General features: G+C 49.5%; 11 protein-coding genes. All 11 read right to left on the bottom strand.

The genetic code is table 11. The features are described from left to right. Positions 1-3 precede the first annotated feature (3 nt). The 11 genes from I4W93_RS02865 to I4W93_RS02815 all read right to left on the bottom strand — a co-directional run bounded on the left by I4W93_RS02865 (position 4) and on the right by I4W93_RS02815 (position 19,008). Positions 4-1,401: a Y-family DNA polymerase gene (locus I4W93_RS02865; protein WP_205309938.1), complete on the bottom strand. Its 1,398-nt coding sequence runs from the start codon at positions 1,399-1,401 to the stop codon at positions 4-6. A 1-nt stretch (position 1,402) separates the two neighbouring features. Continuing rightward, complete coding sequence (gene imuA / locus I4W93_RS02860) at positions 1,403-2,074, bottom strand: translesion DNA synthesis-associated protein ImuA (protein WP_205309939.1); 672 nt, start codon at positions 2,072-2,074, stop codon at positions 1,403-1,405. Positions 2,075-2,140: 66 nt separating this feature from the next. Next, positions 2,141-3,286, bottom strand: coding sequence for a 23S rRNA (uracil(747)-C(5))-methyltransferase RlmC (gene rlmC, locus I4W93_RS02855; RefSeq protein WP_205309940.1), 1,146 nt, complete (start codon positions 3,284-3,286; stop codon positions 2,141-2,143). Between the two features lie 68 nt (positions 3,287-3,354). Beyond that, positions 3,355-5,304 carry an alpha/beta hydrolase family protein gene (locus I4W93_RS02850; protein WP_205309941.1) on the bottom strand — a complete coding sequence of 650 codons (1,950 nt, stop codon included), beginning with the start codon at positions 5,302-5,304 and terminating at the stop codon, positions 3,355-3,357. Between the two features lie 126 nt (positions 5,305-5,430). After that, a complete protein-coding gene (gene pbpC / locus I4W93_RS02845; RefSeq protein ID WP_224673226.1) occupies positions 5,431-7,764 on the bottom strand; it encodes a penicillin-binding protein 1C in 2,334 nt (777 codons plus the stop codon). An 18-nt stretch (positions 7,765-7,782) separates the two neighbouring features. Continuing rightward, positions 7,783-13,638 carry an alpha-2-macroglobulin family protein gene (locus tag I4W93_RS02840; protein ID WP_205309942.1) on the bottom strand — a complete coding sequence of 1,952 codons (5,856 nt, stop codon included), beginning with the start codon at positions 13,636-13,638 and terminating at the stop codon, positions 7,783-7,785. A gap of 120 nt (positions 13,639-13,758) precedes the next feature. Continuing rightward, positions 13,759-14,280, bottom strand: a complete 522-nt coding sequence (gene thpR / locus I4W93_RS02835; RefSeq protein WP_205309943.1) for an RNA 2',3'-cyclic phosphodiesterase — start codon at positions 14,278-14,280, stop codon at positions 13,759-13,761. Then, positions 14,280-16,541, bottom strand: a complete 2,262-nt coding sequence (locus tag I4W93_RS02830) for a YgiQ family radical SAM protein (RefSeq protein ID WP_205310341.1) — start codon at positions 16,539-16,541, stop codon at positions 14,280-14,282. Before I4W93_RS02830 ends, thpR begins: the two co-directional genes overlap by 1 nt. Positions 16,542-16,731: 190 nt before the next feature. Further along, positions 16,732-17,283 (bottom strand): DUF8453 domain-containing protein, encoded by a 552-nt coding sequence (locus I4W93_RS02825; protein ID WP_205309944.1) that lies wholly within the window; start codon positions 17,281-17,283, stop codon positions 16,732-16,734. Between the two features lie 181 nt (positions 17,284-17,464). Continuing rightward, complete coding sequence (locus tag I4W93_RS02820; RefSeq protein WP_500808178.1) at positions 17,465-18,031, bottom strand: DUF1240 domain-containing protein; 567 nt, start codon at positions 18,029-18,031, stop codon at positions 17,465-17,467. A 50-nt stretch (positions 18,032-18,081) separates the two neighbouring features. Further along, on the bottom strand, positions 18,082-19,008 hold the full coding sequence (locus tag I4W93_RS02815; RefSeq protein WP_205309946.1) for a hypothetical protein: 927 nt from the start codon (positions 19,006-19,008) through the stop codon (positions 18,082-18,084). Positions 19,009-19,106: the final 98 nt, after the last annotated feature.

The raw sequence follows: 19,106 nt of genomic DNA, 5'->3' as shown, positions 1-19,106 counted from the left end.
CAGCTAACTAAACAAACCGTGCACAAACCATTGTTGCTGCGCGGTGCGATACAGCCACAACCATTGGCCTTTGCCATTGCGGCCAATAAAATAATCACGCTGCGCCGCCAGTTGCCAGCCATCGGGGCACAGACGCTCTGGCCCGCTGCTAATCTCTACCGCTTCTTGCAGTGGCCGCGGCTGTGGCAATATAAATGCCGGCCGTTGCAACAAAGCCCCGGCCAGCGGTTTAGTTTGCAACAACGGCAGCGGTCGGCCGCTGGCTTGCTCGGGTAAATGCTGGTTTTGCAGGCTAAGGCCACTTACTGCATTGCTGCCTAACCTGGCTTGCAGCAACGACACCAGCTGCAAGGCCGATACGTTGCCCTGCTGTGGCGCAAATAAATCGTCACTTTGTGCCTGCTGCGGCATAAAATGTGTAGCCTCAAGTTGCAGGCCATATACCGGCGCGGTCAGACGATGGTTTTCCAGTTGCAACTGACACAGCTTCAGCCAGTTTGCCGCGCGGTATTCGCCCTGCGCCGAGCCAACGCTGTAGTTTTGTGTCTCGCTGTCACGGCAATATAAGCGCAGTGTCAGTTGATGGCACAAGGCATTGTTGCGCTGTAGCTGTTGCTGCAGTTGCTGTAGTAACCTGCTAAGCGGTGCGCTGAGTACTGCCATATCACTGATGTCATACAACAGCTCCAGATACCGGCTGAAGCCGGGCTCGGGCCGGATATACTCCAGCGCATGAAAAAACTCACCACGTAAACGGCCAAGATAGCTGACCAAACGGTTATCAAAACGCCGCGCCAGCTCTGTTGTCGATAGCGCCAATAAACGCCCCAGGCTGGCAATACCCAAGCGTTGCAGTTGCTGCTGTATATCCGGCTCCAGCTCTGTAAAGCTAAGCGGGCTGCGTTTAAGCGCTGTTTCTGTGTCGATGCTGTCTTGCGTCAGCAAATTAAGCCGCTGCAGCGCCAGACATTTCGCCGCCAAAGGTGTGGCGGCGCTGGCGTAATAATATTGATAAGGCAGTAGCGCCAAAGCGGCCATTAACGCCGCCCGGTAACCGGCCAGCCCCTGATATAACTGCAACATATTGCATAAGCGTAAATACAGGCCGTCCGGTCCATCCAAGGCAATGTCAGCACTCACCTGATAAAGCTGCTGTGCAATCGACCTTAACACGGCTTGTTGTTGCTGTGGCTGATAGGGGATAAGTTGCAGGTTATGGCACAGTGCGGCAGCGGTCGCCAGCCCCATCTGCAGTTGCACACCTTGCGCGGCCGCCTGTGCATTTAACTGAATAATACTATGCTGCGCATCCACTACCGCCAGCGGTAAAGCTTGTTGCCCCGGGTCGGTAATGCTATCGCACTGTAGCGCTGGAAAATGCAGATACAAATACAGCGCCATCTTAGCCAGCCTTACGCTGTGGTAATGCTGCGCTGTCCGCAGCCGGATACAAAGCCGGCCAGTGCTGCTGCATATCCAGCAAAAATGCCGCGGCCGGCCAGCCGCCCTTGCGTTTGTGCACGCTAAGCTGCAGCCCATGTTGGTGCGGTGTTAGCTCAAGGCTTAAATTTACCGGCAAACTCAGGCTGGCTGCCGGCCGGCGCAGCAACACCAGACTGGCCCCCCCCTGCTCTGCCGCCAGCTGTAAACGCCGCGCCAGCGCCAGCTTCAGCGGCACCTGCCACATTAATACCGAAGCACAACAGCCACTTTGTAAGCACTGCTCTGCTGCCCACAGCGCTTCTTTGGCCGTTTTAGGTGTAATAATCACTAACTGCGACAGCACTATGCCGGCCGTAACCAGCATATCAGCACACGGCTGTGCCGGTGGCGAGATAAACACCAGTAAGCGGCCGCTATGCTGTTGTTGCTGCTGCAAATAGGGCAGTAACAGCCGTAGCTCGCCAATGCCGGTGTTTGTTTGAATATCAATAAGGCCGGTAGATGGAAAGCCACCGGCCAGCTGTTGATCCAGCTGTGGGTAGCCAGAGCTTACCGCCTGATACGCTGCCTGCTGGCTGTTGCCGTGCCATAGCAGCTGGCGTCTGGCTAATTGTTGAAGTAACGCCGACATATCACACTCAATATTACTGTATATTGATACAGTATATACTGAGATATACAGGATGCAACTGCGGGGTTACACCCGCCTTTGCAGCAGTGTCAGCACTTCATAATGATTGCTGTGAGCAAACATATCGAACAGCTGTACTTTCAGAAGCTTATAGTCTGTTAGTACCGCTAAATCCTCTGCCAGAGTTTGCGCATTACAACTGGAATACAGCAACCAGCGCGGTGCCAGTCGTGCAATATCCTGACACAGCTGCTTACCCAGGCCCCGCCGGGGCGGGTTAACCACCAACAAATCCGGCGCTTGCGCTGAGGCAGCAGCAAATGCTGCGGAGTCCAGCGCCTGAAACTGCACCTGCGTTAGCCCCAACTCTTTGGCCGAGCGTGTGGCGCTGGCAATAGCCGCAGGAGCAATTTCAATACCGGTGAGTTGCTGTGCCGGCTTAGTCAGATGTAAACCAAAGCCGCCGACACCGCAAAACAGATCCCAAATTCGGCTAAAATCGCCGTGCTGCTGTTGCAACTGCGCAACCCAATCGGCTGCCGTTTGGTATAGCGCAGCGGCCATCACCGGCTGGGTTTGAAAAAAGCTTTGTGGCGTTAAATACAGCGGCACCTGGTTTAGCTGCTCGGCTAACAGTGTTTGCTGTGTCAGGATAATCTCTTGTTCGCCCTCCAGCACTGCGGCAGGCAACGGTTGCAGGTTTACCGAACACACCTCAAGCTCTGGCCACTGTTGCAACAGCCAAGGTAAGTGTTTTTCAATCGATGCCAGACAGTTTTTTGAACGCAGCACAAAGCGCAGCATAAAACGGCCGCTGTGCCGGCTTTGGCTAAGCAGAATAAACTTCAGCTCGCCGCGCCTGGTAGCAATATCGTAAGGGGTTAATCTTACCCGCTGTATAAAGGCTTTACACAAGGCAAAGGCCGGGGAAAACGCCGGCGGATACAGTGGACAATCGCTTAAATCGACCACGTCATCCTGTGTATTAACAATGCCCAGCACCGGAGTGTCTACCGTACCCAGTACTACCATTTTGGCTTTGTAACGAAAGCCCTGCTCAGCAGAGGCTACCGGCTCAAGCACTTTTGTGTCTTGTGCCGGGGCCAGTAATGCAAGTAACTGTTGCTGCTTTAGCGCCAGTTGTTCAGGGTAAATTTTGTCCAGCCAATGGCAAGACTGACAGCGTTTAGCTGCATAGTGGGCGCAGTACATAAGCAACTCTTAACATAAATTGTTGTTATTATACTGCAGCGCCCCACTTAGCAAAACGCAAACCTGCTTTAGTTTTTCAGGTGAGTTTGTAAAAACTCCAGTAGTTTTCGATAATACACTTCACGGTTTTGTGGTGAATAAAAGCCATGGGTTTCATCGTTAAACTCAAGCCACTGGTAAGGTTTACCGGCGTTATCTAACGCTTTTTTTAACCTTAACGCATGTTCCAGCGGTGCTCTCTTGTCACGTTTACCATGGGCAATTAATACTGCCGCTTTAAGTTTCGCTACCTGGTTTACCGGAGAATACGCATCCAACTGAGCCTGATCTGAACCCAGAACCTGATCCAGGTATGAAATACCGAAAGATTTGAGCGGAATATCGCCATCTGATTTCATGATATTTAAATCGTAAACGCCAGCGACACCAACAGTGCACTTAAACAAGTCTGGTGCCAAACTAGCAGATTGCAGTGCAGCATAGCCACCAAAACTAGCACCCATAATACAAACATTACCGGCTTTGGCCATACCGCTGGCAATAGCCCATTCTGTTGCGGCTATAATGTCGCGCTGAATGGCATCGCCCCATTGCAAATAACCCGCTCTGAGCAAGCTATTGCCATAACCGCCTGAACCACGGAAGTTAACCTGCAGCACAGAATAACCGGCATTGGCCAGCAATTGTACCTCACCGTCATATCCCCAATGATCACGCACACCGTGTGGGCCGCCATGCACATTAACAATTAGTGGTTTATGCTCAGTTTGATTTTTACCTGCGGTAAAATAGCCATGTATTACGGTGTCATCAAAGGAGGTAAACGAGATCGGTTTTGTATTAGCTAATTTCACATCGGCCAGATAAGGCCTTGTGCTAAACAACTGACCAATAGATTTTTTTTCAGCATCATATAAATAATAGGTACCCGGGTTTGTATCCGAATAGCTGTATACCACCCACAGTTTGTCATCATCAGTTTTGCTGGTGATATGTAGCGCTTCACCAGGGAAAATAGTCAATAACTCTTTAAATAGTTTGGCTTCAGCATATTTTTCGGTGAACAACGCATAGCTGGGGTTGCCATCTTCCAGTTTAAAAGCAAATACGTTATTGCCCTCTTTGGTGGCTTCAAAGCTGCTAATGTCGACCTTGGCATCGGTAAATACTTCAGTGTAAGCAAAATCGGCTAATTTCAGCTCAAACAGACCCATTTTATCTTGCTGAAAATCGTCAAATACATAAACGCCATCTTTGGTGTCGTTCAAGCCAATTGGCCTGAAGTCATTACCGAACTTCTGTTTTGGTACTTCTGTCCAGTCCTCATCTTTTTGGTTATAACGAAACACAACACGATCATTATGCTTATCTACCCCAAAAGCTAACACCGGTTCACCGTCATCATCGACCAAAAAATTACTGTAAGCTGCCGGCCCATGCGCAATTTTACGTGTTTTACCGCTATAGACATCCATTAACAGCAGTTCAGGCACCCGGTTACCATCCTGGCCCCATGGTGTACTGGAAATGACTATTTTTCGGTCATCTTTAGTATATAAATCAACAATTTCAGCCCAGCCCTGCGTCGCCTCACGTTGTTTGATAAGCTTACCTGTTTGTTGCTCGGCCGCAGAATAACCGTAGATCATCGAGCCCATTCTACCGTTCCAGTTTACCGCATATAGCTCACCGTAATAGGCTGGCTCTTTACTCCAGGGTAGTGATGCCACCATTTTTATCACTACGCGTTCATCATTTACCCAATGGTAGTCACCTACTTCGTATTCACCGCCAAACTGAATCGCATTCACCATGTTATAGCTAGAACGGTCGACAAAGCCCAAAGCCTTCTTGCCATTTAAACTAACAACCACGGAAAGAAACTTACCATCTGGCGATAATTTAACATCGCTATAAGTAGCATCTTTACTAAACTCCGCCACCATATCCGGCTCAGCCGCCTGCGCACAACCGGTAATCAGCACTACTGCGCACACTAATGATTTAAAAAACTGCATAAACATCCTGATTTATTACCTATCCGTTAAATTTTCGCAGCAAGATTACATTTTAGTCACCAGCACTGCAATGTTTAGGTACTAATATATTGCACCTTGTCCGGCCCGGCTCCCAGCAGCCTGTTTTTAGTTTGTACTCACCCGCAGCAACTGGCTGGCAACACCGCCTAAATCATCCACCACCCTAAGCTGAAACTCGCCGGCTTCGCCTTGCCAAAACAGGGTTTCGCCCGGTGCTACAGCGCCTAAATAACGATTATCAATAAACCAGTGTGCTTTTGTTACCGCGCCGTCAAAACTGGCCTGCAGCGCAATTTGCTGCTGCGCTGCCTGTTTGCCCAATTGATAGGTTAACGTCGGTTGTGGCGAGCGAATTTTGGGCGCCTGTTGCGAGAACTGCTGGCCAGTACATGCTTCTTGATAATGCGGTGGCTTTTGCAATACCAGGCCAGATAGCTGGTATGCATTGGCAAAGTCTGACGGCCAGAACTCATATACCTGCAACTGCGTTTGCGGTGGTTGGTGGTAGCAGGCGCGCAGGCCGCTATCGACATATACCGGCACCGCCCGATGCACCTCTGACAGCTTAATCGGTGAAACCCCGGGAATAAACCAGCCAGGTCGGGTCTTCGGACAATATTTATTCGCTAAGTCACCGCTGCGACTACAAAGCGCTACCTGTTTCAGGTTTAACTGCTGGTTACTGTTAAATAGCTGCTGATTGGCAAGGTTGTCCTGCGGCAGCAGTGCAAATAACTCAAATAACAAAGGCCCGGCGGCACTGCGACCAATCAAATTAGGATTGCTACTGCCGTCAAAGTTACCCAACCACACTGCAAGCACATAATCACCGCTTAGCCCGATAGCCCAGGCATCACGAAACGCGTAAGAGGTACCGGTTTTCCATGCTACCGGCGTCGTGTCTACCAGTTCGCTAAGTAAACCGGCCTGTGGTTTAGCATGCTGGCGCAGCATATCCAAGGTTAAAAACGCCGCTTCTGGGGTTAACAGCGCCTGAGACGCCTTGCTGCCGGCACTGGCTTGCCAAACTATAGGTTGCCAGTTACCGCCATTACCCAGCATGGCATAGAGTTGCACCAGCTGCTGCATGCTAATTTCCATGCCACCCAGCACTAAGGCCAGGCCATAGTGCTGGGCAGGAAAAGTCAGCGGTACTTGGGCCTGTTTTAACCAGTGATAAAAATCCGGTGCGGTTAGACGCGCCTGCAATTGCACTGCGGGCACATTTCGGCTGTTAATCAACGCCTCGGTGGCATTGATGGGGCCGGCATATTGGCGATCAAAATTCTCTGGGTTAAAACTGCCATAACGCCGTGGCAAATCACTAAGCAGCGTATGCGGGTGAATAAGCCCTTGTTGCATGGCGAGCGCATATACAAAAGGTTTGAGCGCCGAACCTGGTGAACGCAGTGCCGTAACACCATCGACCTGACCACTGATCGCAGCATTATTAAAATCGGCAGATCCCAGCCAGGCCTGCACCTGCAGCGTACTGCGTTTTATCAGTAAGGCGCTGGCATTAGTAAAACCTTTGTCGCTATGCCGGCGCAGATAGGCCCGAAGCTTTTGTTGCATCTGCTGCTGCAACGGCAGTTGTAAGCTGGTATAGAACCGGCCCGCTGTATGTCCTTGTGTTTGTAATTGATTAATAAAATGCGGTGCGTCATAGCTTAGATCAGTACGGGTGTTAAATGTCAGCGGCAAGCTTAAACGCCCTGCAGCATCGGGCTGTAGCAGCGGATAATGCTCTAACCACAGCGTAGCTAAACGCTGGCGCGCCAGCTCCAGCTGCTGCACGCCAGCGTTACTTAGCGGGCTACGTTGGTTTGGGTTTTGCGGAATAACGCTCAGCGCCAGGGCCTCGGGCAGTGTCAGCCGATGGGCTTCTTTGGCAAAATAAATCAAGCTGGCTGCAGCCACGCCTTCAATATTACCGCCATAGGGCGCGTAATTAAAATAGGCTTCTAAAATGTCATCTTTGCTAAAATGCCACTCCAGATACAAGGCATACGCCAGTTGTTGCAACTTGCCGCTTATACTGCTCGTGTTTAGCTGATAACGTAGCCGCGCCAGCTGCATACTTAAGGTTGAAGCCCCCTGCCGCCTGCCTCCTTGCACAACGCCCTGCCAGAAAGCACGTATTATGGCCTTAGCATCAACACCGACATGGCTATAAAATTGCCGATCTTCGTATAGCAAGGTGGCTTGGCGTAATACCGGCGCAATATCACTAAGCGCAACACGCAAACGATAACGCTGATCCGACGCCAGACGTAAGCTTAATAGCTCGCCACCGTCAGCAAAATAAGCGCTGCTCTGGGCGTAGTTGCTATATAGCTCAGGCTTTGGCGAGCACAGCAGCAGCGTTATAATCAGCAACACCAGTCCAGGTGGCAACAATGCCATCCACAGCCATTTTTTTACGCGCACCCGTTGCACCTTGGCTCCTGGCAGCTGCTAATCAGCGTTAGCTGCACTAACCACAAAACGGCCAGCTGCTGTGCTAGCGTGCACACTGTTATCATACATCGACTCAGCCTGCACCACCGGCAGGGTAAAATCGCCTGCTGCCGTTACTTTAACCTGATACTTCAACTCGGTCATTTGCGTGCCAAAAGTGCCATAGTACACAATTCTGTCTTCGCGAATATCGACATAATCAGCGCGCCAGCGCATGCTTTGGCGCGGCACCGAGCTTCTTATCACGTTAAAGCCAGCAGGTAATAAATCTACTACTGCCACATTGCTGTGCCAACTGTTGCTCAGGCTGCGTATACGCAGTCGCACGGTTAGCTCGTCACCCTGCCGGGCCTGGTTAACCACCTGGCCTTCACTGTTCAGATAATCACGCGCTACTTCCAGTTGCTCAGCCACCGCCTGCGTTGGGGGCTTTAGCGCAAAGCCAGCTTCACTTAAGGCATAAAACAGTGGTTGTTCACTTTGCAGTAAAATGCTTTCTGCCAACACCGTAAATTCCCGCTTAGGCAGCGCTGCCAAATTATCGCTGCCGGTAATAGCCGTTTTACTGCCGTCGGCATTAAGCTGATAAAACGCTGGCGCTTCCAGCTGTTGCTCGGTAAGCAACTGCTGGTATGCCGCCAGTGCCAGTACGGTGTACGCGGTAGCATAAGTGTTGTACTGCTTATCAAACACCGGTTGTAGCATATCTAACAAAGCCGACTGCTGCAGTTTACGCGCCTCATCGGCAAAATGACTGGCCAGCAAATAAATATGCTGTGCATCCTGACTAAGCTGAGATTGAAACGTCGGGTTGGCGTACTGTGTAAAATTAATATCTGCCCGCGCCAGGTAGGCAGTTTGCATCGCAGAAGCCTTACCTAAGCGGTAACTGCGTATTAAGCCCCGCGCTATCTCGGGCTTTTGCAGTAACTGATAACTGGCGGCCATGTAGCTGGCAGTAACATCACCCTGCCAGGCTTGCTGGTGTTGCTTCTCTAACCGCTCATGCAGTTCGGTTAAATAGTTACTGGTCACTTCGCCGCTGCGGGTTAGTAGGTATATCGCTGTTGCACGGGCCCTGGCCTGATACAAGTTGGCTCCGCCCTGGCGTGCAACGCTGCGTAAGTATTCCAGCCCTTGCTGATACAAATAGTCGGGTACTGCCAGGCCTTGCTCGCGGGCCGTGAGTAAAAAGTGCATAGCATAAATACTCGGCACATCGGCAGCCGAGAAACTGCCAGGCCAAAAACTAAAACTACCATCACTTAGCTGCCGCTCGGCCAGTTTTTGCAACAAAATAGCGAACTTTTCATTGAGCTCTGGCCAGCGCGCCTGATAGGAAGGCTGTTGCACTAAGCCCAACCAGGGAAATACTTGTGATACCACTTGCTCGGTACAACCATGCGGATAACGCGCTAAATAATCGGTAAAACCTTCCACCAATACCAGCGGACTGGCAGATGCGGCCACGCTTAGCTGAGCAAACTCGCGATGTAGCGGATAACGGGTCGCGACCGTGGCCTGGCCATCTTTATCAAAGCCAGCATGTAATGTATTTACATAAGGCGTCGCCGGGCGAATGCTTAAACTCACGCTTCTACTGGCTTGCTCTACCAGCTCTCCTTGTTTAAAGCTGGCGCTAAAGCGGATACTGGCCTCGCCTGGCGTCTCTGCAGCTTTAAGCCGAAAACGCACACTTTGCTCACTGTTCTCACTGATATTAAGCTGCCGCTCACTGCTGCCAATGGCCGTTAAGCTGGCAGGCAACTGCAGGCTTACCGTTATCGGCGCAGCCGGGCCTGAACCTTTAACACCATTAGCCACCGTTACGCTAACATCAAATTCGTCCCCCGGAGCTGCGCTTAATAACACATCAGGCGTCAATACAAAGGGCCCGCGCACGCGCAAGTCCTGGCTGATTGCAGATAATGCTTCGTCGCTAACCGCTACTGCCATCAGTTTTAAATTGCCACTAAAACTGGCCGGCACGGTAACCTGCTGCGTGGCAAGTTCAGTGCCGGCTTTAACCATACCCAGCCAAAATACACCGGGTTGCTCTGCACGACGGGCAAAGGGGTTGAGGTTTCTATCCAGCATCATTCTGCTGCCAGTTACCATTATTCGTTCGCTGTCACCGCCTACGCCGGCTAATTGGCGTTGCAGCGCGCTAAATTCAGGCAAAATTAAATCCAGCATTTGCAAACTGCGCACCTGCAGCGCACGTTTTTGCAAATAGTGCGATAACGGATCCGGCAACTGATAGCCAGCCACCTGCAAAATACCCTCATCAACACCATACAACAGCACATCGGCCGGCCGGTCGGTTTTATAGCCCAAAGTAAAAGGTTTGCCAGGCCGAACTTCTTCAGGGGCAACCAGGCTAATGCTGAGCTCACGCTTGCTGCGGTCGATATTAAACGGCACTACTGCATAACTTAGCGGGCTAACAAACAACGCATCTGAGTTACTGCCACGCACAAAACTCACATTAATATAAGCATTACCTTCGAGACCCTCGGGTAACCGTATCCGCTGAATACTGCTGGTGGTATCGCTACTAAACCAGCTAAAAGCATGTACTTTGTCCGTTTCAATGCTGATTAAACCACTACCGGTATAAGGCGCGGTAATATTAAGCTCAATCCAATCGCCAGCGCTGTAGTCGACCTTGTTCAGCTTAACGGCAAGAGCGGCGTTTTTCTCCAGCATAGCGCTGATATTGCCCGCACCAACAACACTAAAAGCCAACTTGCCCAGCAGCTGCTCACCCTGGCGCAGTTGCAGTTCATAATCGCCAGGGCTGTCTGTTGGCAGCTGATACACACTACCGGTTGCCGCTATGCTAAATGGCGCTGCACTAACGCTGACGTCCTGTACGATGCTTTGATATTGATAGGTGCCATCGTTTTGTTTTACCAGGCTTGATAGCGGCCGTTTTTCTACCAGCTGCAGGGTTAAATCATCTAACGCTATTTGTGCCAATGCACTGTTAATAGCGATAAATTCCAGGTTACGGCTTTGCTGCCTTTTAAGGTAGCTTAAGTCACCATCAGTTTTTACGCCCACCAGGGCCGTTAATGGCGACAACAGCGCACTGCGCCGGTGTTGCACACTCTTACCGCCACTGCCATCAAAGCCTTCGGTAGTTAATATCAACCGATATGTACCGCCGCTGTACTGTGTCAACGGCAGCTCAAAGCTGGCTTTACCGTCAGCATCGGTTTGTTGCTCGTCAAGGGTCTGGCGCACGGTGGTGCTGTTTTGCTCTGTGTCTTGTGGCGCAATAAAACGATATTCCGGGTATTCGCTAAAGCTGAAACTGGCTGGCATCAACTCATATTTTGCGCTGACTTTGCGCTGCTGCGCCGCCGTACCAAACAAATTATCCAGCTGCACCAGTGCCACTAAATTTTGTGGTGATAACCAACCCCGCTCGGTGTCCCCGGCCAGGCTTTGGTTAAAGCGGCTGCTAATTTTCAGTGTATCTGCTTCAAACTCTTCCAGTGCAAAACTAACCGAACCTAAATGCCGGCTGGTATTACCTTTGCTATCGAGCAGGCTAATACTGGCATGGTAGTTACCGGTGTCACTCTGCGCCTGGGTGTCCAGACTAAAGCTGTGCATACCGCGGCCGCTTAAGCTGAAATTCTGTTGCCAAAAGGCACTGCCACGCGGGCCTGTTACCTGAATTTTTAGCGGCAGTTGCTGCTGCGCCAAAGATAAATCGTTGTGGCGAATAATCGCCGCCAACTGCACCTGCTCACCGGGCCGGTAAATACCGCGATCGCTAAACATATATGCACTTAATGCTTTGCTGCTTAGTTCATCCTGATAGCGGCCACTGGTATTAAATTTAGAGTAATCCAACTGCCGGCTATAGCGGTCATACGGAATAAAGCTGCTGTCCATTACACCGCCACGATCGCGGCTAACCAAATATACTACCGGCTGACGCTCACGGCTAAAACCGCTGGTTTTAGCCAGCTTAACGCTACCCTGGCTATCTGTAGCGCCACTTAACACCGCGACACCATTTTTACCCAACAATTCAACCTTGGCGCCGGCTACCGGCTTGCCATCAGCCAGCGACATGACAAACACCTGCTGGCTGCTATCGTTATTATGTTTAACCAGCAAACCTAAATCGGTTACCAGCACCACGCGTTTATGCAGCTGCGCACCTTCAGCGTTTGGTCGCTTCGGGTCAAATTCAGCCAGCTGAATAAAAAACACGCCCATGCCGGCTTCAGCCAGATAGGGCTTTAACGCTAATGACAAATAATTGGCTTGCTTGGCATGGCTATTGGCCAGGGTAAAGGTTTTTTCAAACCGACTGCTGATATTGCTTTCATCAAACTGATAATTATTGAAATACGGCTGGCTGATGTCACCGCCACTTTGGCTGATAAAATGGTTTAACTCGCCAGGCAGCAATTTATGTAAGGTAACCCGCAGCCCTTTGACGCCACGGCTAAGTAATTGCAGAGTCTGCTCGCCACTTAAGGTAAGCATTGCGCCCTCGCCGACTATGCGCGCCTCTTTCGGATACGCTGGCGCCTGCACCACTGCACGGTACTCATTCGACAGGTTAAATTCACTAGTAGATTGCAAGCCCTTTGCCACACTGACAAACAGGTGTTGGCCCGGCGGTAAATCTAATTTAATACTAAATGCACTGTCGTGCTGCTGCGCTGTGGGCATTAGCTCATAGCTCAGCAGGCTGGCTTGCTGTAATACGCTACTGTTAACTTCTCCGACGGCCCAATAGTTGGAGTTGCGTTTTGGGTGTTTTGGCAATACATACAGCTTCAGTTTACTGTGTAACTCGGCACGGTCGATACGATCGGTAAAGCTCAGCAGCAGCATTTGCTCCGGCTCTTGCTCAAGCTGTTGCTCAGCGCCGCGGATAATGTCGGTGCGCAACTGCTCTACTTTTAAAAAGCTATTTTTATCCGGCACAAGTAACTGCTTTGTGCTGTCTTGTGTGGTTTTGCCATTGCCGTTTTGCGCCTTCACACCAGCTTCTAGCAATAGCGTTAAATATTGCTCGCGCTCTGGTAGGCTAAGCGCTACTGATTGCACATAAACCTCGCGGCCACTTTTATCTGCCGTTAACGCAAAGTCTATGACTTCACCTTTGCTACGCACATCGCTACCATCTGGCCGCATGGTCATTGAAAGCCGCTCTTTCAGGCTATCTAAAGCGACCGGATGGCTAAAATTTAGCGTCGTCACTATCTGGCGGGTGCTTTGTTCGGTGGGGTGTTGATAAAACCGCAGCCGGTTTATTTGCGCATCCAACGCTGCGGTGTCAAAACGGTAGTCAGTTTTAGCCAGCTTGATTGCGGCAGCAAAAATACTCTTATCCAACTTTACCTGATACGACGTCGCCGCCGGCCAAGCCTGCTCCGGGGTAAACGTTAAGCTGTTGTCATCTTGCCACAGCCACTTGCCGCTAATCGCCGGGCTGACGCTAATACCTTCGTTTAGTACTTCGCCAATTAAATCCAGTCTGGCGGCCGATAACTGCGTTACTGGCTGAATACGCTGCTGTTGGTTGGTCATTTCATAACTAAACTGCAATCGTAGCTGGGTTGGCTGTTCAATATCATCCTGATAATGTCCAACTTCCGGCGCCGTAATGCTGGCAATAACCCGTAGTGGTTTGGGTAATTGCTGGTAATAGCGCACGCCACCAACTACAGCCGCAACACTCAGCACTCCTACCAACAGCAGGCTCCAGAACTTAACCGGTTGCTGTTTAGCACTAAACTTTACTTGTTGTACCCAGTTGGGCGCAGTCCAGTTTATCGAGCCGAAAATCTTACCCAAAAATGACGCAGAGGCAGGCATAACCCATCCTTGTTAGTGCAGTTGATGGCCAGTATAGGCGGCGAAAATTAATCACTGATGAACTATAGCAGTTTGCTTTACTACACTTAAGCCTTTGTGGCTGACACTGCTAAAGAGTTGTTATATCAGCACAAAGTGATGTAATGGCCGGTATTGCAAGCGGCCGTTAAATTGCGCTGACTGATAAAGCGCAAACCCACTAACCTGCATAGTTAACGGCACCACCGGCTGCTGCAATGCCGCATCGCACAAGGCCTGCCGTGCCAGGGTAATATGCGGCCGGTAGCTATCATGCATATCGCTAAAACCTGCAGTTTTACAAAGCGCTGCCACTTGCTGCTGCAACTGCCACAGTGCATTGGGAATGTGTGATGGCGCCAGATAGAGAATTTTTGGTTTAGTAAAACAGCTCAGCGTGTCCAGTGTCAGGTTAAACGGTGGCATATTAATCTGCTGTGCTGCACTAATCAGGCGCTGTTGCTGTTCGCTATCTGTCTGACCTAAGAAAAACAGCGTCAAGTGCAGGTTATCAGTGTCAACCGCGTTGGCGCTGGGGCATACACTCAGCGCCTGCTGCTGATACGGCAGCAACTGCTGTTGCTGCACGGGGGAGAATTTAAGGCTGAAAAACAGCCGCTGCATTAGCCTTTAGACCGCTGCGGGCTCTTAGGGCCATTAGCTTTACCGGCACCGGTTTTAGCCGCAGGCTTACCGTTAGCATTAAACGGCTTTTGACCATGTGCTGGCTTTTTACCCTGTTTGGCAATCGCTTTCGCCGCCGGGTTTAAGCCGGTGTGGCGGCTCAGTGCCGGTTGACCGCCTTTTAACGGCTTTTTAAACTGCTCGTCTTTGCCCTCTTCCGGCACTAAACAGCCTTTACTGCGGCCAATTAAGTGCTTTAAGCCCATTTTAATCAGCGCTTCACGAATTTGCGGCCAGCCTTTGGGGTCATGGTAACGCAGTATCGCTTTATGTAAGCGGCGCTGACGCTCGCCTTTGGGCACGGCTACCACTTCGTCATTGGCTTTGTTAATGTTCTTCAGCGAGTTCATTTCGGTGTGGTAAATGGTGGTCGCGTTCGCCATTGGGCTGGGGTAAAAGTTTTGCACCTGGTCCAGCTTAAAGTCACGCTCTTTTAACCACAGCGCCAGGTTAACCATGTCCAGATCGGTGGTGCCCGGGTGCGCCGCAATAAAATACGGAATTAAAAACTGCTCTTTACCGGCTTCTTTACTAAAGCGGTCGAACATTTCTTTAAACTTATCGTAAGCGCCCATGCCCGGCTTCATCATCTTCGATAACGGGCCGTTCTCGGTATGCTCCGGCGCGATTTTTAAATAGCCGCCAACATGGTGCTGTACCAGCTCGCGCACGTAGTTCGGATCTTCCACTGCCAAGTCGTAACGCACGCCCGAGGCCACCAACACCTTTTTAATGCCTGGTAAAGTACGCGCTTCGCGGTACAGCTCTACCGTCGGGCTTTGGTCGGTGTCCATATGCTCGCATATGGTGGGGTACACGCAGCTGGGCCGGCGGCAGGTTTGCTCGGCTTTGGGGTTTTTACAGTTTAAGCGGTACATATTGGCCGTTGGCCCGCCAAGATCGGATATCACGCCGGTAAAACCCGGCACTTTGTCGCGAATATCCTTAATCTCCTGCATAATCGACTCTTTCGAGCGGCTTTGAATAATGCGGCCTTCATGCTCGGTAATAGAACAGAACGAGCAGCCGCCAAAGCAGCCGCGCATAATATTTACCGAGGTTTTAATCATCTCGTAGGCCGGAATTTTTTCCTTGCCATACACAGGGTGCGGCACGCGCTGATACGGCAGACCAAATACCAGATCCATTTCTTCCGTGCTTAAAGGAAAGGCCGGCGGGTTAACCCAGATATGCCGGTCGCCATGGCGTTGCATAATGGCGCGGGCACAACCGGGGTTGGTTTCCTGGTGTAAAATACGCGAAGCATGCGCATACAGCGGCTTATTTACGCTTACCTGCTCAAACGCCGGCAGCTTAACGTAAGTTTGCTCCCACGGCTTTTGCCGTGGCGGCTGCACCAGTATCGGTTTGGCTTCCACTTCGGCGGGCTTGGTTAAATCAATACCGGCTTTGGCATATTCCGAATAACTGCTGCAGCCCACATCGTCGGCGCCATAGGGGTTAGGCACCGGGTCTATTTTGCCGATTTTATCCAGCGCTGTAGAATCCACGCCGCGCCAGCCCGGCAGCGGCTCTTTACGAATAACCGCAGTGCCGCGTACATCTTGTATTTCGCTAATGGGCACGCCTGATGCAATGCGGTGCGCTACTTCTACCAATGGCCGCTCGGCATTGCCGTAAATTAAAATATCAGCCTTGGCGTCGAATATCACAGAACGACGCACTTTTTCCGACCAGTAATCATAGTGCGCAATACGGCGTAAGCTGGCTTCTATGCCGCCAATAATCACCGGCACGTCTTTATAGGCTTCTTTACAGCGTTGGGTGTATACAGTAACCGCGCGGTCCGGCCGTTTGCCGCCAATATCACCGGCGGTATAGGCATCATCGTGGCGCAGCTTTTTATCGGCGGTGTAGCGGTTAATCATCGAGTCCATATTACCGGCCGACACGCCATAAAACAGGTTCGGTTTGCCCAGGCGCATAAAGTCGTCTTTGCTGTGCCAATCCGGCTGACAAATAAGCCCCACGCGATAGCCCTGGGCTTCTAACATGCGCCCTACTACCGCCATACCAAAGCTGGGGTGGTCTACATAGGCATCGCCGACTACCAAAATAACATCGCAGCTGTCCCAGCCAAGTTCGTCCATTTCCTTGCGCGACATAGGTAAAAACGGCGCCGTGCCATAGCACTCGGCCCAGTATTTCGGGTAAGAGAATAAATCACGCTCAGGCGCCATCCGTGCTACAGGTGCAGACTTTCGAAGATTAACGGATGAAGCTGTGGTCATAAATTGCACGCCTGAGAGTAACAAGGGCGCGTATTATACAAGGAGTACAAGGGAAAGGCGAATGGGTTCACTTCAACAGCGCCTTTCAGACTACACTAAACCCAACTCAAGCAATCAACTTGATAGGAACCGACCTTAACTATTGAGACTTCATATAGTTTGCAATTTTCTTCAATTCCTCTGCAATTTTTTGATTCCAGTTATGATCAGAAACATCAGAACATTCAAAAGATTTAATATCTAGCCTTGATATTGATTTGTGCTTTTTCCGAAAAAAACTAAGGGCTGGCTTGCTAAAGTAAATAGCTTCAATATCTAAACATTCTTTACCCAACTTATCTCGAATTCCACCAAACTGGCCCCACGTCAATACTCTTTTAGCTCTGGGACCGAAACATGGTATACCATTAATTAACGGTCCATTACTCATAATTTCTGAATCAGATAATTTATCAATCCCGAATGCTCTATATGGAACTGGCTCAGATGATGAAAAACTAACATTCCAAGCAGGGCTATTACCTATATTTTCTATTACCAAATTGATGATTGATGGCCTTCTTTCATCAATTTGAGCATATACAACAATCTCAGGATCTCTTGCTTGTCTGTATATTAAATAGCTAACTACAGTCGATGCGGTAGCGATAATGACTGCAACCAAACTGATGATAAAAGCGCTAGATTCCATTCTAAAACCGATTAATTAATGTTCACTGTGTTAGTACATTTACCGAAAAACTAAACTTGGTCAAGGCTTTATTTGCTGCAAAAACTAAGGGCGCAATAATGCGCCCTTATGAGGTGTTGGTGTACCGGAAAGTTTAGTGTGCAGCACACTGATGCGTCTCAGTATTGATTACCAAACCGCACTAATTCTGCGCCGCTTCGGCGGCTCGTTGAGCACGCTGCTGTTTTATTTTCTCTTCCTGTAGTAAAAACTGGCGTCGTGCTTCCTGCTGCCTTTCCCTTTGCTGTAGCATTTGCTCAACTTGTTTTGACTCATCCCAGACACCACGCTGCACAATTCGCTTAACGTCAGCGTCGTAACACAAGGCAGGATTTAATGTCCAGGCACTGTAAGTAACGCGGGTGAACAACAAGGTGGTTGCGGGGCAAGGTTGATAGCCTCTACCAGATATTTTCGATTTTAAATAGCTGCTTATCAAATATTGTCCGACAAAAATACTGGCAAGACCTACTAACACAGCTACAGTAACAAACTTTACAAAGCGCTGCTTTTTAGCTTTGTCTTGCTCATCTTTCAGCAAGAAAAACATTGATGTCACCGCAAAAAAAAACAAAGCAACAAAACTTATAATTGCTCCTGGAGCATAGCCATTAGACTGATTCAGAACTATAACTTGCCTGCCGCTATTAATTGCCTCAAACTGGTTTTTAAACGATTCAGGAAATAACCAAAGCAATAGCCCAATCATTATTACTGAAAAAATGGCTAAGCCTAATACAGACAATATCGCTTTGCTTTTTAATTCCATAGTTGAAATTTAAACCTTACAAGCTCATTTATTTTACGGGTTGCAGATTTTATCAACTTCCGCTGCACAGACTCCGTTGCAGAACGAATAACATAATATACTCCGTCATAAGCTTTACGTTTAATGTACGCTTCTTTTTGTTCTAAATGCTTAACTAAACTTTGAGTGATTTGAAAGTGATCATCAATAGCATTCAAAGTGAAACCAACACCTACACACACAACTACACCTATAGCCAAAGGCAAAACAGCAATTGTGCCACCCGTCAACGCAGCAATGCCGGCAGCGGTAGCAATACTCGCCAAATAACCTGCTGCACTTGCGATGACAATTTTTACTAAGTCAGTCGTTACACCTGCTAACCAATGAGTCCAACGGTACTCGTCTTCAAATATCCATTGTATACTGTGCAAAGTAACTGAGAATACAATCGATACTATAAACCCGCTTTTTGCAGACGCTTTCAGCCCCTCGCCGCCTATAGCCATCTTCAACATAACAGTATTTGTAGCCAAATAGCGAGTCCCTTTAATGATTAAACGGGCCCGGTGGTTACCTTTAAAAATTATGTAATTGCGGCCATTTTGAGTAACAGTCCGGTAACTCTCAAAAAACCGGCTACCGCGTTTTAAATCAGCTCCCAGCACAGCCACAGTAGTTAAATCTTTGCTTGCAGAGCCAAAGTCACGACCAGTAGCTAAAAGCTGTTTCGACAAATCCATGCCGGTTAAATCGTTAAACACTGATTCGATTTGTGACTGTGATTTTCCTTCATGACGCTGCACAGTGAGCCAAAACTCTGTTAGTTCACGCGCATTTAGCACATAAATATCCGCTTGGCTTTCTGCCAGATCTTTTTCTAACTGCTGTTGATAGAGAAAACGTTGTGCTTGCTGATGTGCCAGATATGCTGTCATAAACATTCCTTGTGAAAAAGAGAGCTACCTATTTTAATTATGAGCACGCCAATTGCAATAAAGATGTTACTTAAAAATGAAATTTAATTTAACTTAAC

Origin of the sequence: Rheinheimera maricola (assembly GCF_016918075.2) — a bacterium.
Taxonomy (GTDB): domain Bacteria; phylum Pseudomonadota; class Gammaproteobacteria; order Enterobacterales; family Alteromonadaceae; genus Alishewanella; species Alishewanella maricola_A.
Note: the sequence above shows the minus strand (reverse complement) of the source record. Positions and strands in the feature narration are given on the sequence as shown.